Origin of the sequence: Pantoea sp. NSTU24 (assembly GCF_050157905.1) — a bacterium.
Lineage (GTDB): Bacteria > Pseudomonadota > Gammaproteobacteria > Enterobacterales > Enterobacteriaceae > Pantoea.
Genome location: NZ_JBKIWZ010000001.1, coordinates 382,785 through 404,270, shown reverse-complemented (window position 1 = coordinate 404,270; position 21,486 = coordinate 382,785). Strand labels below are relative to the sequence as shown.

The window sequence follows — 21,486 nt, the reverse complement described above, 5'->3', positions numbered from 1 at the left end:
ACTGTGATTCTCCTTAATGACTGTCTGGCCCGACTTTCTGCCATTTTGCCCCACTGTGTCGCACATTCCCTCGCCGAACTCAAGGCCAACTCACTTTCATTGTCCGGAAGTGACGGCACGTTTTTTCTCTGATGCGCTTTTTCGGCGCGTAATGACCCGCGTCAGACCCTCTGTCAGCGCCCTTTCTTCCATGGCCCCGATCAGTGACAGGTCGGCACTTTCTGTGGTAATCAAGGGTTTAGTCCGGCAAAACAGCAGCTGGCGGGCTTTATCCTCACCGTGCAGCTATTTTTTGCCTGAACAGGTCATCTGCACGGTGTTTAGCAGGAATAATTTTTGTTTATCTGGCCCGGTTTAAACCGTCAAATCGGCCATCATTATCGATAATGCGCTAAAACACCCTTTCGGTTGCATATATCATTTTTTTCACGATTTTTTTTAGCTATTCCCGCAAATTACACAGCGGCAGAATCAATTTTGCATTAAACTCCTTTGTTACAAGCGGATACATTTGCACACAAGGAGACAGGCATGCATCACACCACACCGTTGATCACCACCATTGTCGGAGCGCTGGTTCTGGCATTTCTCCTTGGGATGCTGGCGAATCGCCTGCGTATTTCGCCTCTGGTCGGCTATCTGATAGCGGGCGTGCTGGCGGGCCCCTTTACTCCCGGCTTTGTTGCCGATACCAATCTGGCCCCGGAACTGGCAGAACTGGGCGTTATCCTGCTGATGTTCGGCGTCGGTCTGCACTTCTCAATGAAAGACCTGATGTCGGTAAAGTCGATTGCCATTCCTGGTGCCATCGCACAGATTGCGGTTGCGACGTTACTGGGAATGGGTCTCTCATGGACGCTGGGCTGGTCGTGGATGACCGGGCTGGTATTTGGTCTCTGTCTCTCCACCGCCAGTACCGTGGTGTTACTGCGCGCGTTAGAGGAGCGGCAGCTGATTGACAGCCAGCGCGGGCAGATTGCGATTGGCTGGCTGATTGTTGAAGATCTGGTGATGGTCCTGACGCTGGTGCTGCTGCCAGCGATTGCCGGCATGATGGAACAGGGCAATGCCAGCGCCGGACTGCTGGCCTGGGATCTGCTGTGGACTATCGGAAAAGTCGCGGCCTTTATGGTGCTGATGATGGTCGTGGGGCGCCGCGCCGTGCCCTGGATCCTCGCCCGCAGCGCCGCCACCGGTTCGCGTGAGCTGTTTACGCTGGCGGTGTTAGCCCTGGCGCTGGGCATCGCCTTTGGCGCAGTTGAGTTCTTCGATGTGTCTTTTGCGCTGGGCGCGTTCTTCGCTGGCATGGTACTTAATGAGTCAGAGCTGAGCCAGCGCGCCGCGCGCGATACCCTGCCGCTGCGCGACGCCTTTGCGGTACTCTTCTTCGTGTCGGTCGGCATGCTGTTCGACCCGGCAATTCTGGTGACGCAGCCGCTGGCCGTGCTGGGCGCGCTGGTGATTATTGTGGTGGGTAAATCGGTCGCCGCCTGGCTGCTGGTGTCGCTGCTTGGCCATTCACGCCGCACCGCCCTGACCATCTCGGTCAGCCTGGCACAGATTGGTGAGTTCGCCTTTATCCTGGCTGGTCTGGGCATTTCGCTGGGCCTGCTGAGTAATGAGGGCCGTAACCTGGTGCTGGCCGCCGCCATCCTGTCGATTATGCTGAACCCGATCCTGTTCACTCTGCTGGAGCGTTTCCTGACGAAAACCGAGAGTATGGAAGAGCAGACGCTGGAAGAGGCGATTGAAGAGGAGAAGCAGATCCCGGTCGACTTCTGCAATCACGCGGTGATCGTGGGGTATGGCCGGGTGGGCAGCCTGATTGGTCAGAAACTGCTGGAAGCGAATGTCCCGCTGGTGGTGGTTGAAAACTCCCGTACCCGGGTTGAAGCCCTGCGCGAACGGGGTATCCGGGCGGTACTGGGAAATGCCGCCCGCGCGGAAACCATGGAGCTGGCACGGCTCGACTGCGCACGCTGGCTGCTGCTGACGATCCCGAATGGCTACGAAGCGGGTGAAGTCGTCACTGCCGCGCGGGAAAAACATCCTGATATCGAGATTATCGCCCGGGCTCACTATGACGACGAAGTGGAGTACATCATGGAACGAGGGGCCACCCGCGTGGTGATGGGTGAGCGTGAGATAGCCAGTAGTATGCTACAGATTCTGCAGGATGAGATGACGCAGGGTGAAGATTTACAGCCGTGCGATGTGGTGCGCTGATTTCTGTTCAGAACGCTGGCACGCGCTAACGCCCTCACCGAGGCCCTTCTGTTGAGAAGGGCCTTTTTTATGCCCGGCAGGGCCGGCACTACCGATCCCAGTAAGACTCTTCCAGGCTGTCTTCCCGCTCCGGCAGGCCCCGGGTTAAACGCGGCGAGTGCTGATTCAGTACCTGATAGCTGACACGGTTTGCATACTTACAGACCTGCGCAAGCGATGAATAGGTCAGGTAAGGACGTGCATGTTTGCTGGAGTTCGGCACGTTGAGGCTGTGGTAGTTGTTGGCGGTAATATCGTGCAGCACGGCTGCCAGCGCACCATCTCCGGCACCGTTGGTATTCATGATCTTTTCGGGTCCGCCCATGTAAGGCGCGATGTGCGAGAAGACGCGCAGCGGCTGCTGGCAATCCTGCTGGCGCATTACCCGGCTGAACTCATACTGGTTGAACTCAGCAATCGCGCCTGGCAATAACGGATGGTTCGTTTTGCGTTTAAATTCGTCTTCGGTGTAGCCCGCCATATAAAGGCCGATGGGACCAGCGGTGCATAACACCAGATCCACCCAATCCAGCGCCATGTTGGACGCGAGCAGCGGATCCGACTCGCCGGTCAGCGCCAGCGCTTCTTCTTCGTTCATCGCCACGATACTGACGTGCTCACGCAGGAAGTCGCGCCAGAACTCAGGGTTGTCACTGATGACATGTTTAGTGCCCAGCGTCAGGACGACCGGCACGTTGTGACGTTTGGCATATTCGATCGCCTTCAGCGTCGCCTGCGGCATCGGTTCACCTTCGGCACAACGCACCAGATAGGAGGTCAGTACCAGCGCAGAAGCACCGGCAATCACGGCTTCCGGCACGTTATCCGGATGCAGCTGGTTCATCTGGCCGGGACTGATTGCAAAGGTTCGCTCGCCATGTTCGCCAATCAGCGTAAAGCAGCGGCCAATGGCACCATCAACGCCCTGCAGATAGTTAAGATCGACCCGGCTGGAGGTGTTGCAGAGATAGCGATAGGCGTAACCGCCGATCTGGATGTTATTGCACATGACGCCCAGCAGCACCGAACGGTCATCGGCCAGTACCGAAAAGTTATGCAGCGTGTTACCGATGGTACCACCGGCAAACTGATGCGTGATCAGCGCGTCGCGCATCAGCTCACTGTACAACGCTTCCGCGACTTCATTATCGATAACCAGCGAGTGCCCGGCACTCAGGCCATAGCGGGCGAGAAAAGCGTCATCGACTTTGGCTTCAATATCGACCAGCGTCTGATCGATACCGACCACCCAGCTGCCTGCATCAACATCGTGCTGAATAGGCTGTAACAGGGGGTCGCGTGCGCTGACAGGAAAGTAATGCTTGGATTTGCGTTTGCCGGGAAATTTCATCAGGAGGTGCCGTCTGGAAAAACAGGCGGAGAATGATACCACACTCTCCGCTCTGGCTTTAACGGCGAGCGTTAACCAGTTGCTCCATCATATCGATATGCGCCTCATCTGCGTTCAGCGCAGGGATGTACTCAAATTTCTCTCCGCCGGCATGCATAAAGATTTCGCAGTTCTCACCGCTAATCTCTTCCAGCGTCTCCAGGCAGTCTGAAGAGAAGCCCGGACTCATCACCTGCACATGCTTTATCCCTTTGCCCGGCAGACTCTCCATGGTTTTGTCGGTATAAGGCATCAGCCAGGGTTCACGGCCAAAGCGCGACTGGAATGTCATCATGTACTGATCGTCGCGCAGCCCCAGGGCTTTGACCAGGGCCGCCGTGGTGTCGGCGCAGCGCTGCGGGTAGTCATCCCCTTCGTTGGCAAACCGCTGTGGAATACCATGGAACGACAGGACCAGCAGGTCAGGCTGACCATGTTTTTCAAAGGAGCGCTCTACCGTCGCTTTCAGTGCAGCGATATAGGCCGGATGTTCAGCGTAGTCCCGAATGAACTGCACGTCGGGCAGCGAACGGTAGCCTCTGAAGACGGTTGTCAGACCATCCCACACTGCCGCCACGGTGGAGCAGGAGAATTGCGGATAGAGTGGCAGCACGATCAGGCGGGTAACGCCCTGCGCCATCAGCTTATCAACCGCGCTTTTCAGACTGGGATTGCCATAGCTCATGCCCAGTTCGACAGGCATATCAACGCGCGCCGCCAGAGCGTCACGCTGACGCTGGCTGTAGACCAGCAGCGGTGAACCGCCTTCCATCCAGACCGAGGCGTAGAGCTTTGACACGCGCGGCGAGCGAAACGGCAGAATGACAGTATTAAGCACCGGCCACCAGAGCCAGCGCGGCGCATCGACCACGCGCGGATCGCTTAAAAATTGTTTGAGATAGCGTTTAACTGCAGGTGTGGTTGGGGCGTCTGGCGTACCTAAATTAACCAGTAACACGCCGGGCTTATCTTGCCTCATTTGAGTTCCTTGATGACTTCGGGGATGCGTGAAAACAGGGAAATTGTAGCGGAATTAATGGGAGGTAAAAGCAATTACTGCAAAAGGGGCCGGTAATCCCGGCCCCATCGCGCTTAGCCGAGGATCTTAGCCAGCTCGGCACTCACTTCGGTCACCTTACGGGTGCCGTCGATTTTGTGATAGGCGGTGTTGCCCGCTTCCGCTTCTTTGCTGTAGTAAGCAATCAGCGGCGCGGTCATCTGATGGTACTCTACCAGACGCTTGCGCACGGTTTCTTCCTGATCGTCTTTACGGGTGGTCAGCTCTTCGCCGGTCACGTCATCTTTGCCTTCCACTTTCGGTGGATTGAAGGTGACGTGATAGACGCGGCCAGATGGCGTGTGAACGCGACGGCCCACGATACGCTCAACGATCAGTTCATCCGGTACAGCGAACTCCAGCACGTGATCAACAGTGATCCCGGCTTCTTTCATTGCATCCGCCTGAGGAATGGTGCGTGGGAAACCGTCCAGCAGGAAACCCTTTTTGCAGTCTTCCTGGGTGATACGCTCTTTGACCAGCGCAATCACCAGCTCATCGGTCACCAGTTTGCCAGCATCCATAATGGCTTTCGCCTGGTTGCCCAGCTCGCTGCCTGCTTTTACCGCTGCACGCAACATGTCGCCGGTGGAGATTTGCGGAATGCCGTACTTCTCCATGATGAATTGGGCCTGAGTCCCCTTACCTGCGCCCGGAGCTCCGAGCAGAATAATACGCATTGCGTAAATCCCCTTGCGAATCGCATTGATCTATCTTCGAAGCGGAAGAACATACCATTATGACCCGCGCATCACAAGGAAGCGCACGGATTGTGCAAGGCAATCAGAGGGGATTCAGAGCCCTGAACCGGGCCCGCCGGGTCTGCCTGCCGTTTTTTCAGATTTACCACCCGCGCTGAGCAGCAACTGCAGCCGCCGGCTCAGATAATGCGTCATGTTCACACTTTTTTTTCCACTGCCACGTACGTTCGCATTAAGTTGCAGTCGGGACTGCTGCGGCCATTTCACCACATCGTCAGCATCGGAGAGCGTTGAAATCAGGGAAGCCGGCACGTTAAAGCTGGCAAACGGCAGGCCGGGCTGATGACAGGAGTTCAGCGGCAGCGGGCTGGAGAGGGAAAGCGCATCGACGGTGGCGGCGTTGTAAGGCCGCCACTGCGGGTCGCTGAAGCGACGAAGGGCCGCCTGCGTCGCGGTCAGGGTCAGCCCCTGTTCAAACAGGCGCAGTTCGCTGCGCACCAGGGTACTGAAATCGTAGGTCCGTAACGCCACCAGCACCAGATCGCTACAGATCTCCGCATGGCGATCCAGTCGGGTGACAAACAGATGCGCCTCCTCGACCAGTTTATGATGCAGCACGCTGGCAAAGCTTTCGCTTGCCTCCGTCACCCCCTGATTCTGGCAATCGCGCAGCGGACGAATCCGTCCATTAGGCAGTTCGACATGCGGCACCAGCATAATACTGCCCGCGATAAGCGGCACCGCAGGCAGAACATTGAGTTCGGTTACCGGATAGCGCGAAGCGTAACGCTGCTGGTTGCGCGCCTGTTCCTGCCGCAGAAACAGCTGAGAAAGTAATACTTTTGCCACATGCAGCGAAGGCGCAAAGAAGAGGTCGAACTGCTCCAGACCGTAAAAGCGTGAAAGCGCCAGACGTAACCGATGGCGCGCCTCTGCTGAGGTTTCAGAGGATAAAGGACCGTGTGCCATGGGTGTCTCGCTTTGGTAAGTGTGCGACGCAAGCGCAGGTTAAGCGAGGCGGAATATCCTTAAAAAATCACAGATATAAGGCTGAGTCAACCCGCCAGAATTTGCCCTGTAGAGTAGGCCAATGCGGCTGGACTTTAAAATGATATAAACTGACAATCCCTGTTAGTTTTTTGCACAGGGGATAAGGATGAACGGTTTGCCGCCACTGAGAGCACTGCACTATTTTCACCAGGCGGCCTTACACTGCAGTTTTAGCGTGGCAGCTGTGCATCTGCATGTCACACACAGCGCCATCAGCCATCAGATTCGTCAACTTGAAAGCTGGATGGGTAAACCCCTGTTCGTGCGCAGCAATGGCCGCGTCAGACTCACCGCCCACGGCGATCGGTTGCTGTTAAGTTGTCAGCAGGCTTTCAGCGAATTACGCAGCAGCTGCGAGCAGATCCGGACCAGTGTGCTTGAGCAGATCCGCATCTCCTGCCCCCCCAGTTTTTTATCCCAATGGCTTATCCCTCGTATCGCCACGTTTTATCAGCGCTATCCGGAGATTGAGGTTCACTTTCAGCCGCTGACCGCGGTGGCGCAGCTGCGCAGCGAGCATGTGGATGTGCTGATTCTGAGCCAGAGTGAAGCGCCTGAAGCCGACGTTGACGCAACGCTGATCAGCGAGGAGGAGATTGGCCCACTCTGCGCACCACACTTTGCCTCGCAGCTGCGCGCGGGTAGGGATCTGGCGGTAATGCCTTTGCTGCATGCTGATACGCGGCGGCACGCCTGGTCAGAGTGGGCAGAAAAAACAGGAAACTGCGGTCAGTTTGACGGCGGTCAGCATTTTGAAACGCTGACGCTGGGCATTCAGGCTGCGCGAAGTGGTCTTGGGATCCTGATGGCTCCGCGTCTGCTGGTACGACGGGAGCTGGAGGAGGGAACGCTGCTGGCCCCGTTAGGGTTTGTGCGTGTGGAACGCGCCACCTGGATGATGACGAAGCAGAGCCGCCGTCACGACAGAGAGATCAGCCTGTTTCGCGCCTGGCTGCAGGATGCCGCGCGGCCATAAAAAAAGCCGGTGAATCTCACCGGCTTCTGTGCGTTATGCCGTCAGCAGCTGGTTCATGCGACGGATAAACTGGTTTGGATCGTCCAGAGTGCCGCGCTCTGCCAGCAGCGCCTGATCCAGCAGCAGCTCGATCCACTCGCCGAAGCGTGCTTCATCCTGGGTATCCGCAACGCGTTTCACCAGCGGGTGATCCGGGTTGATTTCAAACAGATACTTCACCTCCGGCACTTCCTGTCCGGCCGCCGCAAACAGCTTCGCCATCTGGGTGGTCATCTCGTTGGCATCGGTGGTGACGATGGCTGGCGTATCGGTCAGACGATGCGTCAGACGCACCTCTTTGACGCGCTCGCCCAGCAGATTTTTCACACGCTCAACAAACGGCTCCAGCGCCTTTTCTGCCTCTTTCTGCTCGTCAGTTTCTTCATCCGCGAGCTTGCTCAGCGATTCATCCGCCTTGCTGACTGACTGGAATGCTTTACCGTCGAACTCGGTGAGGTAGCTCATCATCCATTCGTCGATGCGATCGGAGAGCAGCAGGACTTCGATGCCTTTTTTACGGAACAGCTCCAGGTGCGGGCTGCTCTTCGCGGCGGCGTAGCTGTCAGCGGTGATGTAGTAGATCTTCTCCTGACCTTCCACCATGCGGCTGACATAATCTTCCAGCGAAATGGTCTGCGCCGCGCCCTCGCTCTGAGTGGTCGCAAAACGCAGCAGCTTCGCGATCGCTTCCTGGTTGGCGTGATCTTCTGCCGGGCCCTCTTTCAGCACCAGGCCAAACTCTTTCCAGAAGGTCTGATATTTTTCGCTGTCATCTTTCGCCAGTTTTTCCAGCATCTGCAGGGTACGCTTAGTCAGCGCACCGCGCAGGCTCTGGGTAACCCGGCTGTCCTGCAGAATTTCACGAGAGACGTTCAGCGGCAGATCGTTGGAGTCAATCAGGCCACGCACAAAGCGCAGGTAGTTCGGCATAAACTGCTCGGCGTCATCCATAATAAAGACGCGCTGAACATAGAGTTTCAGGCCATGTTTATGATCGCGGTTCCACATATCGAACGGGGCGCGTGCCGGAATGTAGAGCAGGCTGGTGTACTCCTGCTTGCCTTCCACGCGGTTGTGGCTCCAGGCGACCGGGTCGCTGAAGTCGTGCGCGATATGCTTGTAGAACTCATTGTACTCTTCGTCGCTGATGTCAGATTTGTTGCGGGTCCACAGCGCCTGCGCTTTGTTGATTTTCTCCCAGTGGGTGCCCTCGCCCTCTTCATCTTTGGCTTCGATTTCCACCGGCAGCGCGATGTGATCGGAGTATTTGCTGATGATGTTGCGGACGCGCCAGGCATCCAAAAACTCATCTTCGCCTTCGCGAAGATGCAGAGTGATTTCGGTCCCGCGGTCGGCCTTCTCGATCTCAGCCAGGGTATATTCGCCCTCGCCCGCCGACTCCCAGAACACCCCTTCATCGGCGGCTGCGCCTGCAGCACGGGTGCGCACAGTGACTTTGTCCGCCACGATAAAGGCGGAGTAGAAACCGACACCGAACTGGCCGATCAGCTGGCTGTCTTTCGCCTGATCGGAGCCCAGAGATTCAAGGAAAGATTTGGTGCCCGATTTGGCGATAGTCCCGAGGTTCTCAATGACCTCGTCGCGACGCATACCGATACCGTTGTCGCTGAGCGTCAGGGTACGGTTGTCCTTATCCACAGAGAGACGCACGCGCAGTTCGCCATCACCTTCATAGAGGCTGGCGTCTGACAGCGCGCGGAAGCGCAGTTTGTCTGCCGCATCCGAGGCGTTGGAGATCAGCTCACGCAGGAAAATCTCTTTGTTTGAATAGAGAGAATGGATCATCAGGTGCAGAAGTTGTTTTACTTCCGACTGAAAGCCACGGGTCTCTTGTCCTTTCATGGTCATTGCTACCTCAACAAAACAGGTTGAACAAACGTTGAGGTTGATGTGGGGATGACAGGGAGATTTTCAAGCCGGTGTCTGTCACAACACCGGCAAGTGCTTAAAATTTAAACTTCTGGCGGCCCGCCAGTGAGTGGGACAGCGTGGTGCCGTCGACCATCTCCAGCTCACCGCCCACCGGCACGCCGTGCGCGATACGGCTGGCATCGACGCCATACTGGCCGCAGAGCTCCGCGATATAGTTGGCGGTCGCCTCCCCCTCCACCGTCGGATTGGTGGCGAGGATCACCTCCTGCAGCGGTTCGCTCTCCAGACGCTGCTCCAGACGATCCAGTCCGATGTCGGCCGGACCGATCCCGTCGAGCGGCGAAAGGTGGCCCATCAGCACAAAGTAGCGCCCGCCAAACTGGCCGGTCTGCTCAATGGCATGAATGTCTGCCGGGCTTTCCACCACGCAGATCTGACCATTCTGCTGACGCCGTGGATTGGCGCAGATGGTGCAGATTTCCTGCTCGGTAAAGGTGCGGCAATCGGCACAGTGCCCAATCTCCGACATCGCCCGGGTCAGCGCCTGGGCCAGCCGCATACCGCCACTGCGGTCACGCTGCAGCAGCTGAAAAGCCATGCGCTGCGCCGACTTCGGCCCAACGCCGGGCAGGCAGCGCAGCGACTCCATCAATGCTTCAAGCAGTGGGCTGGTTTGCATCAGAACGGCATCTTAAAGCCTGGTGGCAGCTGCATGCCTGAGGAAACAGATGCCATTTTCTCTTTCTGGGTTTCATCAATGCGACGTGCCGCATCGTTGAACGCAGCCGCGATAAGATCTTCCAGCATCTCTTTGTCATCTTCCAGCAGGCTCGGATCGACTTCTACGCGACGGCAGTTGTGCGCGCCGTTAATGGTTACTTTGACCAGGCCCGCACCGGATTCACCGGTGACTTCAATTGCGGCAATCTCTTCCTGAGCCTTGGCCATTTTTTCCTGCATCTGCTGGGCCTGTTTCATCAGGTTGCCCAATCCGCCTTTACCACCAAACATAGTTTTCTCTCTCAGCTGAGGCTGCAGCGCTATCGTTGAAATAGCCGCAGCGTGTCTAAACAGGTCGGATACTCTCCTCATCCAGGTCAGCATCAAAAAAGCGCTGTAACGTCTGAATGTGGGTATCACAGGTGATCGACTGACGCGCCTGCGCCAGTTTCTCTTCGTAAATGGCCTGACGCCACTCCAGTGGCGTCAACACCGATGAATTATCGTCTTCAACTACCGAGAGTTCAACTCTCTGCCCGGCACGCTGACTCAGCGCCTCGCTTAAGACCTGCTGCGCCGAGGGGGAATTGAGGTGACGCTGACTGCTGCGCAGATGCAGGCAGACGCCGGTTTCGGTAACCTCTTTCCAGGCATTGAGCGCCAGCTGCTGCACCAGTTTCGGCAGCGGCAGCGTGGGAATCTCTGCAGCCCACGGGTCGCGCGCCTGCGCTTCTTCCGCCAGCCGCGCCGCCAGCTCAGGGGTTTTCTCATGCTCCAGCGCAGAACGCAAGGCCTTTGGCGTCGCCACCGGCTCTGCCACTTCCACTGGCTGATTCACCGCTTTCCAGCGGTAGGCCTCCTCTTTTACCGGGGCGGCCGGTTCGCGATCGCGGATACGCTGCTGGCTGCGCTCGGTAACCGAGGCCAGCCGCTCCAGCGCGGAGTTGGCCGGCCGCGCACCTGGCGCCGCCGGCTCACTCTTTTTTGGTTTGTTCGCTCCCTGACGCAGCAACTGCGTGCGCGCCTGCAGGAGCTGACTGGTGGAACTGGAAAACGCCGAATCAGAGGCCGCCTCCGGCGGCGGCGCATCCGGTGGTGGCGTACTGTCCGGAGCCGGGTCGGGCGCGGCCATCTGCGGCTGCGCAGCGACCTGTCGCGGCGCTGGCTGAGGCGCTGGCTGTCGGGCTGCCGGTGAGGCGCCCGGCGATGACGGCGTGGCGGCGCGCGCAGCCGGCGCCGATGCCGCCGGGGAAGCGGCGGTTTCTGCCGCCGCGCCAGGCGCAACGGGCGACATCTGCTGGGTCAGCGCAGGACGCGCAATGGGTTCTGCCACCGCCGCTTTGGGATGAAACGCCAGCGCACGCAGCAATGTCATCTCAACCCCCATGCGACGATCGGGCGCAATCGGCAGATCTTTGCGGCCCATTAGCAGGGTCTGATAATAGAGTTGCAGATCGGCAGGTGGCACGACGCGCGCCAGCTCACGCAGGCGTATCGCGTTGCTCTCATCATCGTCGTTGAGTGAGGCCGGCAGCAGCTGCACCATCGCAATCTGGTGCAGCAGGCGCAGCATCTCAATCAGCAGCGCTTCCCACTCCACGCCGCGTGACGCGGCCTGACTCAGCAGACTCATCACCTGCTGACCGTCGCCGTCTACCAGCGCCTCCAGCAGGCCCAGCGGCTGTTCATCGTCCAGCGTGCCTAGCATGACGCTGACGGTGCTGCTGGTTACTTTACCCTGCCCCATAGCAATCGCCTGGTCGGTGAGGCTCAGCGCATCGCGCATACTGCCATCTGCGGCGCGGGCCAGCTGCTGCAGTGCACGGGTTTCGCTTTCAATCTCTTCCTGCCTGAGGACATGCTCAAGCTGCTGACGAATCTGGTCAACATCAAGCGCTTTGAGGTGGAACTGCAGGCAGCGCGAAAGAATCGTCACGGGCAGCTTCTGCGGATCGGTGGTCGCCAGCAGGAATTTGACGTGCGCAGGCGGCTCTTCCAGCGTCTTTAACAGCGCATTGAAGCTGTGACGTGAGAGCATGTGCACTTCATCGATCAGATAGACTTTGAAGCGGCCGCGCGCCGGGGCGTACTGCACGTTGTCGAGCAGGTCGCGGGTATCTTCAACTTTAGTGCGTGAGGCGGCATCGATCTCGATCAGATCGACAAAGCGGCCCTGCTCAATTTCACGGCAGTTATCACATACGCCACAGGGGGTGGCGGTGATGCCCGTTTCGCAGTTAAGGCCTTTGGCCAGCAGACGCGCAATCGTGGTCTTCCCGACGCCGCGGGTGCCGGAGAAGAGATAAGCATGATGGATGCGTCCCAGAGACAATCCATTCGCCAGCGCCGTCAGAACATGTTCCTGACCGACAACATCAGCAAAAGCCTGGGGACGCCATTTTCGCGCAAGTACCTGATAGCTCATGTGGATTCGACGAAGTTGGATGGAAAGATGAGCGCAGACGCTCTGCAACCCCTGTATAAGATTGCAGTAGTCTATCAGCTACGCTTTTCGCTGGCACTCGTTATCTTGATGCCGGGGCGTGACGGCCTCGCCGGGTCGCAAGGCCGAAAAAATGGCTTAGTGGCCGGGGAAGTTGACCAGGCTGTAGCTCTCGACGCCCAGGGCCTCAAGGCGGGATTCACCGGTCAGGTCGAACAGATTAATGATGAAAGCCGCATCGTTGACTTCACCGCCAGCGCGACGAATCAGCTTAACGGTCGCTTCGATCGTTCCGCCGGTCGCCAGCAGGTCATCCACTACCAGCACCACGTCGCCTGGCTGGATAGCATCTTTGTGCAGTTCCAGCGTGTCGGTGCCATATTCCAGCTCATAGGATTCGCTCCAGACCGCGCGAGGCAGTTTACCCGGCTTACGTACCGGGACAAAACCCACTCCCAGACCTAATGCGACCGGAGCACCAAACAGGAAACCGCGTGCTTCGGTGCCCACGACTTTGGTGATGCCCTTGTTACGGTAGCGCTCAACCAGCAGCGAAATCGACGCGGCATAGGCGTGGGGATCTTCCAGCAGACTGGTGACATCGCGGAACAGGATGCCTGGTTTAGGATAATCGGGAATACTTTTGATGCTGTTTTCAATCAATTCAAGCTGCTGCGCAGTGTCGGTCATAATGATACGCCTGGTAAAAAATTCTGTTTCGCGCAGCTTCAAAAGCGCTAATACCTGATAAAAGGCTCAGCGGAGGTTAATTCACAAAGGGAAGCCACGCATGAAGACGCCCAAATCTAAGCAAATGACCGGCTAAATGCAACTTTATCGCGGCGGTTGCGGTGCGTCCGCTGCTTCTGCCACCACCGGAATGCGCCACATAAACAGCAGCAGCGCCGCCAGCATGATCAGCAGCATAATGCGCACCCAGAACTGATGAACCAGAAACAAAGAGAGGCTGAAGGTCGCGACGATCAGGCAGATTGCGCGCACTTTGGCTCCCGGCGGCATCGCGCGGTAGTGTTGCCAGTGGCGCAGATAGCGGCCAAAGGGTGATTTCCACAGCAGCCAGTGGTGAAAACGCGGCGATGACCGGGCAAAACACCAGGCAGCCAGCAGCATAAATGGCGTAGTTGGTAATAAAGGTAATACAATGCCCAGCGTTCCCAGCACAATCGCCAGCCAGCCGAGGGTCAATAACAGAATGCGTTGCATGAATGCTGTCCACCTCACCGCTCATCAGCTCACGTTAACACATCAGAGCGTCATGCCATGAGTGCGAGTGTGACGCAGGCGCGTCTGGAGCACCTTCTGATCGCTCTGCGCCAGGAAATTGCACGTCATCCCGATGGTGCCTGCCGTCAGCCACGTTTTGACGCTCAGCTGTTCCGCACCAAAGGCACGCGTCTGGCTGACTACCTGCAGGAAGTCGAGGAGAATGTCGCCCGGCTGCGCGACGCCAGCCACGATCTGGCCCGCAGCGCCTGGCTGGCAGAACGGCTGGTCGATCAGATTGCTGCCCTGCAGCGCGAAGCAATGACTCAGCAGCTGCGCCTCCATCGCGAACAGCCCGTGCGTGAACCGCGTTCCTCCAGATATCAGGAGTACCGTGAGTTTGAGCGCCGGCTGCTGGCGATGATCGCGCAGCGGGAGGCGCGACTGGCGCAGGCGGAAACCCTGGCTGTTCAGCAGCAGCTGAAACAGGATCTGGAGACGCTGGAGGGCCGGCTGGCCCGCTGTCGCCAGGCGATTCGCGCTGTTGAGTGGGCCGCCTCGCTGCGTGGCCACGAGCGGGACGAATAAAACGCAGCGTAACAAAAGCACTTCTATACTGGGTGTAATTCTGCGTGGAGAAGAACGATGGGTTTACTGACCTGGCTAATGGCGGGGCTGCTGCTGGGCTGGCTGAAACGGCTGCTTATGCCGGGACGACCCGGCGGTCTGGTCGCCACCCTGACGCTGTCGATGATCGGCGCGCTGCTGGGCGGCTATATCGCCACTTATTTTGAGCTGGGCAGCCTGGCAACACTGCACGCTGGCGCACTGGGCATGGCGGTCCTTGGCGCCCTGCTGATGCTGCTGGTCGTGGCCCGATTACGTATTTAGGAGAAGCGATGTCCCTGGAAAATGCCCCTGATGACGTCAAACTGGCCGTTGATCTGATTCAGCTCCTGGAAGAGCATCAACTGCCGGTAGAGACGGTGCTCTCCGCGCTGGCAATGGTACAGCGCGATTATGAGAACAAGCGCGACCGCCAGTCGGTTTAGTGACGGGCGGTCAGCGTCGGGCTGAGACGAAGCATATCGATAACGGCATTGACCAGCGCTGGCGCGTCCGCAGCCAGATCAAAGCTCTCTGGCGCAAACAACCAGCTCTCCATCATCCCGTTAACATAACCGCGGAGGATTAGTGCGGCCTGACGTGTGCTGAGCGTGTCCGGCAGTTGGCCTGCCTCAATACACTGGCGCAGGACATCTTCGATTTTGTCATAGCATTCCAGCAGTAAACTTTGTTGCATGTTCTTCAGCGCTGACATTTCACCCACAAATTCGCATTTGTGGAAAATGATCTCCATCAGAGCCCGACGCTGAGGATCCTTTGCTGTCGCATCAAAGATATAGACCAGCATTGCGCGCAACACAGAGAGTGGATCCCCCGGGTATTTTGTCTGATACTCAAGTTCCACATCGTCCAGACCAGCATCACAACGAAGCCATATTTCGTGTAATACATCGGCTTTATTTTTAAAGTGCCAGTAGATTGCGCCTCGGGTGACGCTGGCTGCGGTTGCAATGTCTGCCAGAGAGGTGGCTGAGACGCCCTGTTGTGAAAACAGGACGATAGCGGCATCGAGAATTTGATGCCGCGTTTCAAGTGCTTGCGCTTTGGTTTTTCGTGCCATAGGGGGCTTTTTTTACAAACAGGTAAGTTTACATACATTTGTGAATGTATGTACCATAGCATGACCTGCGACTTGACACAGCAATGGGTTTCCAGTTTGTGATCCATTAACCAATTGATACCGGACACTAGAGGTTTATTTATGAATAAAAACAGAGGATTATCGCCTCTGGCGGCCGCCCTGATGCTATCAGGCAGCTTTTTATTAACAGGATGTGACAACAATAAATCCGACCAGGCCGCCCAGCAGCAGCAACCGCCAGCCGTGGGTGTGGTGACACTGAAAACTGAACCCCTCAAGATTTCAACTGAACTACCTGGCCGCACCTCGGCATACCGTGTGGCTGAAGTCCGTCCGCAGGTGTCCGGTATCATTCTGAAGCGTAATTTTGTTGAAGGCAGCGATATTAAAGCTGGCCAGTCTCTCTATCAGATCGATCCTGCGACCTATCAGGCCGCCTACGACAGTGCCAAAGGCGACTTAACCCAGGCGCAGGCGAATGCCCGTATCGCACAACTGACCGTTAAGCGTTACAAACCGCTGCTGGGCACGAAATATATCAGTCAGCAGGATTACGACACCGCCGTGGCGACCGCTGCACAAAACGATGCCGCCGTTCAGGTTGCCAAAGCCAACGTGGAAACGGCACGCATTAACCTGGCCTATACTCGCGTGACCTCCCCTATCAGCGGCCGTATCGGCAAATCGTCAGTCACGGAAGGTGCGCTGGTACAGAGCGCCCAGACCACCGCGCTGGCGACGGTTCAGCAACTGGATCCGATGTATGTCGATGTCACACAGTCGAGCGAAGATTTTATGCGCCTGCGTTCAGAGCTGGAGTCAGGTCAGCTGAAGCAGAACGACGGCAAAGCTAACGTCACCCTGCTGATGCAGGATGGCAGCAGCTATGCGCAGACGGGTACCCTGGAGTTTTCCGACGTGACCGTTGATGAAACCACCGGTTCTATCACGCTGCGCGCCATCGTGCCAAATCCGAACCATACCCTGTTACCGGGAATGTTTGTCCGTGCGCGCCTGGATGAAGGCACCAACCCGAATGCACTGCTGGTGCCACAGCAGGCGGTTACCCGTACCCCAACCGGTCAGGCCACTGTGATGGTCGTGGGTGCGGATAATAAAGTGGAATCACGTCCGGTCACCACCTCGCAGGCGATTGGCGACAAGTGGTTAGTCACGGGCGGTGTAAAAGCGGGCGAGCGCGTGATCAGCACGGGTCTGCAGCGTGCCAAACCTGGCGCACAGGTTACTCCACAAGAAGTCTCAGACGATGCGAAAGCGGCACCCGATGCAAAGCCGCAGTCTGACAAGTCATCGTCATAACAGGAGCCGTTGATTCATGGCTAAGTTCTTTATCGATCGCCCCATCTTTGCGTGGGTGCTCGCCATCATCATCATGCTGGTCGGTGCGCTATCGATTCTCAAACTTCCGATCGAGCAATATCCGAATGTTGCGCCGCCGGCGATTGAGATTCAGGCTTCTTACCCGGGTGCGGATGCGAAAACGTTACAGGACTCGGTGACCCAGGTCATTGAGCAGAACATGAACGGTATCGATGGACTGATGTATATGTCCTCGAGCAGCGACTCCTCTGGTACGCTGACCCTGACGCTCTCGTTTGAGTCAGGCACCGATGCGGACATCGCGCAGGTTCAGGTGCAGAACAAACTGCAGCTGGCGACGCCGCTGCTGCCGCAGGAAGTTCAGCAACAGGGGATTCAGGTTAAAAAATCCTCCAGCAGCTTCCTGATGGTGGCCGGTTTCATCAGCGACGACGACAATATGACGCAGAACGATATTTCTGACTATATTTCGTCGACCATCAAGGATCCGCTGAGCCGTACCAAGGGCGTGGGTGACACCCAGGTCTTCGGTGCGCAGTATGCTATGCGCATCTGGATGGATCCGCACAAGCTGAACAACTACAACCTGACGCCGGTTGACGTGATCAGCGCGCTGAACACCCAGAACACCCAGGTCGCTGCCGGTCAGTTAGGCGGTACGCCACCGGTTCCGGGCCAGCAGCTTAACGCGTCGATCATTGCGCAAACCCGTCTGACCTCGACCGATGAGTTCGGCAAAATCCTGCTCAAGGTCAATGAGGATGGTTCTCAGGTTCGCCTGCGTGATGTCGCTAAGATCGAACTGGGTGCGGAAAACTACGAGATCATCGCCCGCTACAACGGCAAGCCTGCTTCCGGTATCGGTATCAAGCTGGCTACCGGTGCGAATGCGCTGGATACCGCCAATGCGGTGAAAGCGGAACTGGCCAAAATGCAGTCGACCTTCCCGGCCGGGATGAAAGTGGTCTATCCGTATGACACCACACCGTTTGTAAAAATCTCGATTTTCGAAGTCGTGAAAACGCTGATTGAAGCGATCGTGCTGGTGTTCCTGGTCATGTACCTCTTCCTGCAGAACTTCCGCGCAACGCTCATTCCGACTATCGCCGTGCCAGTGGTCCTGCTGGGAACATTCGCCGTTATTAATGCCTTTGGGTACTCGATAAACACCCTGACGATGTTCGGTATGGTGCTGGCAATCGGTCTGCTGGTGGATGACGCCATCGTCGTGGTTGAAAACGTTGAGCGCGTGATGGCCGAAGAGGGCCTGCCGCCAAAAGAGGCGACCAAACGTTCCATGGAGCAGATCCAGGGCGCGCTGGTCGGTATCGCGCTGGTGCTGGCCGCCGTGTTCATTCCCATGGCGTTCTTTGGTGGATCGACCGGCGTGATTTATCGTCAGTTCTCCATCACCATTGTATCTGCTATGGCCCTGTCGGTACTGGTCGCCTTTATTCTGACGCCAGCACTCTGCGCCACCATGCTGAAGCCGATTGAAAAAGGCGAGCACGGCAAAACCACCGGTTTCTTCGGCTGGTTCAACCGCATGTTCGACAAAAGCACCAACCACTATGTGGACAGCGTGGGCCACATGATCCGCAGTACCGGTCGCTATATGCTGATCTATCTGCTGATCGTGGTCGGTATGGCGTTTCTGTTTATGCGACTGCCCTCCTCCTTCTTACCGGAAGAGGACCAGGGTCTGCTGCTGGCTCAGGCGCAGCTGCCTGCCGGTGCAACCCAGGAGCGTACCCAGAAGGTTCTGGATCAGGTTACCGACTACTTCCTGACAAAGGAGAAGGATTCGGTTAAATCCGTGTTTACCGTTAACGGCTTCGGCTTTGCCGGTCGCGGACAGAACACCGGTATCGCCTTTGTCAGTCTCAAACCCTGGGATGAGCGTACCAGCAGCGATATGAAAGTACCGGCGATTGCGGGCCGTGCCATGCAGGCACTGGGCGCGATCAAAGATGCGATGGTCATTCCGTTCAACCTGCCCGCGATTATCGAACTGGGGAACGCCACCGGCTTCGACTTCGAGCTGATCGATCAGAACAACCTCGGTCACGAAAAGCTGACGGAAGCGCGTAATCAGCTGTTCGGCATGATTGCCCAGCATCCTGATACGCTGGTGGGTGTGCGTCCGAACGGGCTGGAAGATACCCCGCAGTACAAGCTGACGATCGATCAGGAGAAAGCGCAGGCGCTGGGCGTATCACTGAGTGATATCAACACCACGCTGGCAGCCTCCTGGGGCGGCTCATACGTTAACGACTTCATCGACCGGGGTCGTGTGAAGAAAGTGTACGTGATGGGTAAAGCGGACTCGCGTATGTTGCCGGACGACATTGGCAAGTGGTACGTGCGAAACAGCAGCGGAACCATGGTGCCGTTCTCGGCCTTCTCAACCGCGAAGTGGCAGTATGGTTCGCCACGCCTTGAGCGTTACAACGGCCTGCCGGCAATGGAGATCCTGGGCCAGGCTGCACCAGGCAAGAGTTCGGGTGCGGCGATGGACCTGATGGAAGAGCTGGCAGCGAAACTGCCTGCGGGTATCGGGTATGACTGGACTGGTATGTCCTACCAGGAACGTCTGTCGGGCAACCAGGCCCCTGCTCTCTACGCCATCTCACTGATTGTGGTCTTCCTCTGTCTCGCCGCCCTGTATGAGAGCTGGTCGATTCCGTTCTCGGTTATGCTGGTGGTGCCACTTGGGGTGATTGGTGCACTGATCTTTACCACGCTGCGTGGCTTAAGCAATGACGTCTACTTCGTGGTGGGATTACTGACAACCATCGGTCTCTCGACCAAGAACGCCATCCTTATCGTCGAGTTCGCGAAAGATTTGATGGATAAAGAGGGCAAAGGGCTGATTGAAGCGGCGCTGGAGGCATGCCGTATGCGTCTGCGTCCTATCCTGATGACGTCACTGGCGTTCATTCTCGGGGTGCTGCCGCTGGCGATCAGTACCGGAGCCGGTTCCGGTTCGCAGAACGCAGTGGGTACCGGTGTTATCGGGGGCATGGTCACCGCAACGCTGTTGGCGATCTTCTTCGTGCCGGTATTCTTCGTGGTGGTCCGCCGCCGCTTCGGTAAGAAAAAAGATAACGCAGCAAAAAATCATCCGGTCACCGCTGACCAGACACACTAAGCTGTAACGAACAGAAGGCCGCGCAAGCGGCCTTTTTTTTGCCTGCGATTTTCCTTTCACCTGCGGCCTCTGCGTGTCGCGGCGTTATCCTCCCCCCTCGCTTTATGCTTTCCGGACACACCGATCGTTGCAATTCCGGGCGGTCTGCTGCATACTAAATGTTATAGTATAACATTACATTTGAGATCATTATGAAAGCGAATATTCATCCTCACTATCGTCCGGTGGTCTTCCACGACACGTCAGCTGACGTCTGGTTCAAAATTGGATCGACGATTAAAACCGACCGTACCGTGGAGTTTGAAGGCGAAACCCTGCCCTACGTCACCCTGGATGTGTCGTCGGCCTCACACGTTTTCTACACCGGTAAACAGAAAGATTTCGCCAAAGAGGGCAGCACCGCACGCTTTAACCAGCGTTTCGGGACTTTCCTGGGCGCAAAAAGGAGGTAAGTCATGCAGGTTGTCAGCTCACTGCGCGCCGCTAAAAATCGCCATCGCGATTGCAAAGTCGTGCGCAGGAAAGGACGTGTTTACGTTATCTGTAAAACTAATCCACGTTTCAAAGCGGTGCAGGGAAGAAAAAAAGACGCTAGTGTGTGTCGTGATGACTGGCCGGGCTTGCCCGGCCTTTTTTATGCTTACTGCATGCTCTTCAGCATCGCATTGACGTTATGTTTAAAGGCGGCCTGATAGGTCGCCGCCGGACCCGAGGCCGTGGACAGGGCTTCCGGATAGAGCTCGCCTCCCGGCTCCGCGCCGGTAGCACTGGCGATCTGCCTGACCAGACGCGGGTCGGTCTGGTTCTCAATAAAATAGCGGGTAATGTGCTGCTGCTTTAGCTGGGTGATTAAGCCGCCTACGTTGCTGGCGCTCGCTTCTGCTTCCGTAGAGAAGCCCACCGGGGCCAGGAACGTTACGCCATAGCGCTGCCCGAAGTAACCAAACGCATCGTGGCTGGTCAGCACTTTCCGTTTATCGGCCGGTATGCGATCAAAGGCAGTTTTCGCCCAGCGATCCAGCGCCTGCAGCTGCTCGATGTAGTTCTGTCCGCGCTGACGGATGGCCGGTGCATCTTCAGGGTCCGCTTTGACCAGCGCATTCATCACGTTGGTCGCGTAGATCACGCCGTTCAGCATACTGTTCCAGGCGTGCGGATCGGTGATGGTTTTGCCCTCATCCTCCATACTGCGGGTGGTAACGCCTGCTGACGCGACAACGGGCTGGCCGCGATAGCCTGAGGCGGTGACCAGCCGTTCCATCCATCCTTCCAGGCCCAGACCGCTGACAAACACCAGATCGGCCTTCGCCAGCGCCTCGCTGTCCTGCGGTGTCGGTTCAAAAGTGTGAGGATCGCCATTCGGCCCCACCAGACTTTTTACTTTCACATGATCGCCGCCCACCTGCTTAACGATATCGCCCAGTACAGTGAAGCTGGCAACGACATCCACCGTTTTTGCCATTGTCACAGGCGCGGTAAACAGCGCAGCGAGCGCCAGCGTCACGGGTAATTTTTTCATAGTGTCCTC

Annotated in this window: 20 protein-coding genes, 1 pseudogene and 1 other annotated feature; of the genes and pseudogenes, 9 read left to right on the top strand and 12 right to left on the bottom strand. The window is 57.1% G+C overall.

The annotated features are described in order from the left end of the window. Positions 1–531: 531 nt before the first annotated feature. Positions 532–2,226, top strand: a complete 1,695-nt coding sequence (ybaL, locus tag ACLHDD_RS01875; RefSeq protein WP_427102700.1) for a YbaL family putative K(+) efflux transporter — start codon at positions 532–534, stop codon at positions 2,224–2,226. 88 nt (positions 2,227–2,314) lie between these two features. Here the strand turns inward: ybaL and ACLHDD_RS01870 are convergent, their stop codons facing one another. The 4 genes from ACLHDD_RS01870 to ACLHDD_RS01855 form a co-directional block, all read right to left on the bottom strand. Next, positions 2,315–3,616, bottom strand: coding sequence for an inosine/guanosine kinase (locus tag ACLHDD_RS01870; protein ID WP_427102699.1), 1,302 nt, complete (start codon positions 3,614–3,616; stop codon positions 2,315–2,317). A gap of 58 nt (positions 3,617–3,674) precedes the next feature. Next, positions 3,675–4,634 carry a ferrochelatase gene (hemH, locus tag ACLHDD_RS01865; protein ID WP_313654476.1) on the bottom strand — a complete coding sequence of 320 codons (960 nt, stop codon included), beginning with the start codon at positions 4,632–4,634 and terminating at the stop codon, positions 3,675–3,677. 113 nt (positions 4,635–4,747) lie between these two features. Then, on the bottom strand, positions 4,748–5,392 hold the full coding sequence (adk, locus tag ACLHDD_RS01860) for an adenylate kinase (RefSeq protein WP_313654475.1): 645 nt from the start codon (positions 5,390–5,392) through the stop codon (positions 4,748–4,750). Between the two features lie 114 nt (positions 5,393–5,506). Next, the gene (locus tag ACLHDD_RS01855; RefSeq protein WP_427102698.1) at positions 5,507–6,382 is read right to left on the bottom strand and encodes a DUF6024 family protein; all 876 of its coding nucleotides are present in this window, start codon (positions 6,380–6,382) and stop codon (positions 5,507–5,509) included. 187 nt (positions 6,383–6,569) lie between these two features. Between ACLHDD_RS01855 and ACLHDD_RS01850 the strand changes: the two genes are divergently transcribed. Beyond that, on the top strand, positions 6,570–7,439 hold the full coding sequence (locus ACLHDD_RS01850) for a LysR substrate-binding domain-containing protein (RefSeq protein ID WP_427102697.1): 870 nt from the start codon (positions 6,570–6,572) through the stop codon (positions 7,437–7,439). 33 nt (positions 7,440–7,472) lie between these two features. On the opposite strand, the gene htpG is transcribed toward ACLHDD_RS01850, so the two are convergent. The 6 genes from htpG to ACLHDD_RS01820 all read right to left on the bottom strand — a co-directional run bounded on the left by htpG (position 7,473) and on the right by ACLHDD_RS01820 (position 13,758). Continuing rightward, positions 7,473–9,347, bottom strand: a complete 1,875-nt coding sequence (gene htpG, locus ACLHDD_RS01845) for a molecular chaperone HtpG (RefSeq protein WP_427102696.1) — start codon at positions 9,345–9,347, stop codon at positions 7,473–7,475. Positions 9,348–9,444: 97 nt separating this feature from the next. Next, on the bottom strand, positions 9,445–10,050 hold the full coding sequence (gene recR / locus ACLHDD_RS01840; RefSeq protein WP_140917132.1) for a recombination mediator RecR: 606 nt from the start codon (positions 10,048–10,050) through the stop codon (positions 9,445–9,447). Then, positions 10,050–10,382, bottom strand: a complete 333-nt coding sequence (locus tag ACLHDD_RS01835) for a YbaB/EbfC family nucleoid-associated protein (RefSeq protein WP_427102695.1) — start codon at positions 10,380–10,382, stop codon at positions 10,050–10,052. Before ACLHDD_RS01835 ends, recR begins: the two co-directional genes overlap by 1 nt. A gap of 55 nt (positions 10,383–10,437) precedes the next feature. Next, positions 10,438–12,516, bottom strand: coding sequence for a DNA polymerase III subunit gamma/tau (gene dnaX / locus ACLHDD_RS01830; RefSeq protein ID WP_427102694.1), 2,079 nt, complete (start codon positions 12,514–12,516; stop codon positions 10,438–10,440). After that, positions 11,035–11,096, bottom strand: a sequence feature (DnaX frameshifting element). Its footprint overlaps the gene before it by 62 nt. Before the next feature lie 156 nt (positions 12,517–12,672). Then, positions 12,673–13,224, bottom strand: a complete 552-nt coding sequence (gene apt, locus ACLHDD_RS01825; protein ID WP_427102693.1) for an adenine phosphoribosyltransferase — start codon at positions 13,222–13,224, stop codon at positions 12,673–12,675. A 144-nt stretch (positions 13,225–13,368) separates the two neighbouring features. Further along, on the bottom strand, positions 13,369–13,758 hold the full coding sequence (locus ACLHDD_RS01820) for a DUF454 family protein (RefSeq protein ID WP_427102692.1): 390 nt from the start codon (positions 13,756–13,758) through the stop codon (positions 13,369–13,371). 57 nt (positions 13,759–13,815) lie between these two features. Between ACLHDD_RS01820 and priC the strand changes: the two genes are divergently transcribed. Genes priC through rsmS form a run of 3 tightly spaced genes read left to right on the top strand, consistent with a single transcriptional unit; the run spans position 13,816 to position 14,810 of the window. Further along, the gene (priC, locus tag ACLHDD_RS01815; protein ID WP_427102691.1) at positions 13,816–14,346 is read left to right on the top strand and encodes a primosomal replication protein PriC; all 531 of its coding nucleotides are present in this window, start codon (positions 13,816–13,818) and stop codon (positions 14,344–14,346) included. 57 nt (positions 14,347–14,403) lie between these two features. After that, positions 14,404–14,649 (top strand): hypothetical protein, encoded by a 246-nt coding sequence (locus ACLHDD_RS01810; protein WP_427102690.1) that lies wholly within the window; start codon positions 14,404–14,406, stop codon positions 14,647–14,649. An 8-nt stretch (positions 14,650–14,657) separates the two neighbouring features. Next, positions 14,658–14,810, top strand: a complete 153-nt coding sequence (gene rsmS / locus ACLHDD_RS01805) for a pleiotropic regulatory protein RsmS (RefSeq protein ID WP_427102689.1) — start codon at positions 14,658–14,660, stop codon at positions 14,808–14,810. Here the strand turns inward: rsmS and acrR are convergent. Beyond that, positions 14,807–15,445 (bottom strand): multidrug efflux transporter transcriptional repressor AcrR, encoded by a 639-nt coding sequence (gene acrR / locus ACLHDD_RS01800; RefSeq protein WP_427102688.1) that lies wholly within the window; start codon positions 15,443–15,445, stop codon positions 14,807–14,809. The genes rsmS and acrR overlap by 4 nt on opposite strands. A 141-nt stretch (positions 15,446–15,586) precedes the next feature. Between acrR and ACLHDD_RS01795 the strand changes: the two genes are divergently transcribed. The 4 genes and pseudogenes from ACLHDD_RS01795 to ykgO form a co-directional block, all read left to right on the top strand. Then, positions 15,587–16,786 (top strand): efflux RND transporter periplasmic adaptor subunit, encoded by a 1,200-nt coding sequence (locus tag ACLHDD_RS01795; protein WP_427102687.1) that lies wholly within the window; start codon positions 15,587–15,589, stop codon positions 16,784–16,786. Positions 16,787–16,802: 16 nt separating this feature from the next. After that, positions 16,803–19,958: an efflux RND transporter permease subunit gene (locus tag ACLHDD_RS01790; RefSeq protein WP_427102686.1), complete on the top strand. Its 3,156-nt coding sequence runs from the start codon at positions 16,803–16,805 to the stop codon at positions 19,956–19,958. 191 nt (positions 19,959–20,149) lie between these two features. Continuing rightward, positions 20,150–20,410 (top strand): type B 50S ribosomal protein L31, encoded by a 261-nt coding sequence (locus ACLHDD_RS01785; protein WP_427102685.1) that lies wholly within the window; start codon positions 20,150–20,152, stop codon positions 20,408–20,410. A 3-nt stretch (positions 20,411–20,413) separates the two neighbouring features. Further along, positions 20,414–20,545 (top strand): annotated as a pseudogene (gene ykgO / locus ACLHDD_RS01780) (type B 50S ribosomal protein L36); the annotation flags it as partial. 53 nt (positions 20,546–20,598) lie between these two features. On the opposite strand, the gene ACLHDD_RS01775 reads toward ykgO, so the two are convergent. Further along, a complete protein-coding gene (locus ACLHDD_RS01775) occupies positions 20,599–21,477 on the bottom strand; it encodes a metal ABC transporter substrate-binding protein (protein WP_427102684.1) in 879 nt (292 codons plus the stop codon). Between the last annotated feature and the right edge of the window lie 9 nt (positions 21,478–21,486).

Coding starts and splice junctions, on each gene's coding strand:
- ybaL (WP_427102700.1), top strand. CDS start 532: ATGCATCACACCACACCGTTGATCACCACCATTGTCGGAGCGCTGGTT.
- ACLHDD_RS01870 (WP_427102699.1), bottom strand. CDS start 3,616: ATGAAATTTCCCGGCAAACGCAAATCCAAGCATTACTTTCCTGTCAGC.
- hemH (WP_313654476.1), bottom strand. CDS start 4,634: ATGAGGCAAGATAAGCCCGGCGTGTTACTGGTTAATTTAGGTACGCCA.
- adk (WP_313654475.1), bottom strand. CDS start 5,392: ATGCGTATTATTCTGCTCGGAGCTCCGGGCGCAGGTAAGGGGACTCAG.
- ACLHDD_RS01855 (WP_427102698.1), bottom strand. CDS start 6,382: ATGGCACACGGTCCTTTATCCTCTGAAACCTCAGCAGAGGCGCGCCAT.
- ACLHDD_RS01850 (WP_427102697.1), top strand. CDS start 6,570: ATGAACGGTTTGCCGCCACTGAGAGCACTGCACTATTTTCACCAGGCG.
- htpG (WP_427102696.1), bottom strand. CDS start 9,347: ATGACCATGAAAGGACAAGAGACCCGTGGCTTTCAGTCGGAAGTAAAA.
- recR (WP_140917132.1), bottom strand. CDS start 10,050: ATGCAAACCAGCCCACTGCTTGAAGCATTGATGGAGTCGCTGCGCTGC.
- ACLHDD_RS01835 (WP_427102695.1), bottom strand. CDS start 10,382: ATGTTTGGTGGTAAAGGCGGATTGGGCAACCTGATGAAACAGGCCCAG.
- dnaX (WP_427102694.1), bottom strand. CDS start 12,516: ATGAGCTATCAGGTACTTGCGCGAAAATGGCGTCCCCAGGCTTTTGCT.
- apt (WP_427102693.1), bottom strand. CDS start 13,224: ATGACCGACACTGCGCAGCAGCTTGAATTGATTGAAAACAGCATCAAA.
- ACLHDD_RS01820 (WP_427102692.1), bottom strand. CDS start 13,758: ATGCAACGCATTCTGTTATTGACCCTCGGCTGGCTGGCGATTGTGCTG.
- priC (WP_427102691.1), top strand. CDS start 13,816: ATGAGTGCGAGTGTGACGCAGGCGCGTCTGGAGCACCTTCTGATCGCT.
- ACLHDD_RS01810 (WP_427102690.1), top strand. CDS start 14,404: ATGGGTTTACTGACCTGGCTAATGGCGGGGCTGCTGCTGGGCTGGCTG.
- rsmS (WP_427102689.1), top strand. CDS start 14,658: ATGTCCCTGGAAAATGCCCCTGATGACGTCAAACTGGCCGTTGATCTG.
- acrR (WP_427102688.1), bottom strand. CDS start 15,445: ATGGCACGAAAAACCAAAGCGCAAGCACTTGAAACGCGGCATCAAATT.
- ACLHDD_RS01795 (WP_427102687.1), top strand. CDS start 15,587: ATGAATAAAAACAGAGGATTATCGCCTCTGGCGGCCGCCCTGATGCTA.
- ACLHDD_RS01790 (WP_427102686.1), top strand. CDS start 16,803: ATGGCTAAGTTCTTTATCGATCGCCCCATCTTTGCGTGGGTGCTCGCC.
- ACLHDD_RS01785 (WP_427102685.1), top strand. CDS start 20,150: ATGAAAGCGAATATTCATCCTCACTATCGTCCGGTGGTCTTCCACGAC.
- ACLHDD_RS01775 (WP_427102684.1), bottom strand. CDS start 21,477: ATGAAAAAATTACCCGTGACGCTGGCGCTCGCTGCGCTGTTTACCGCG.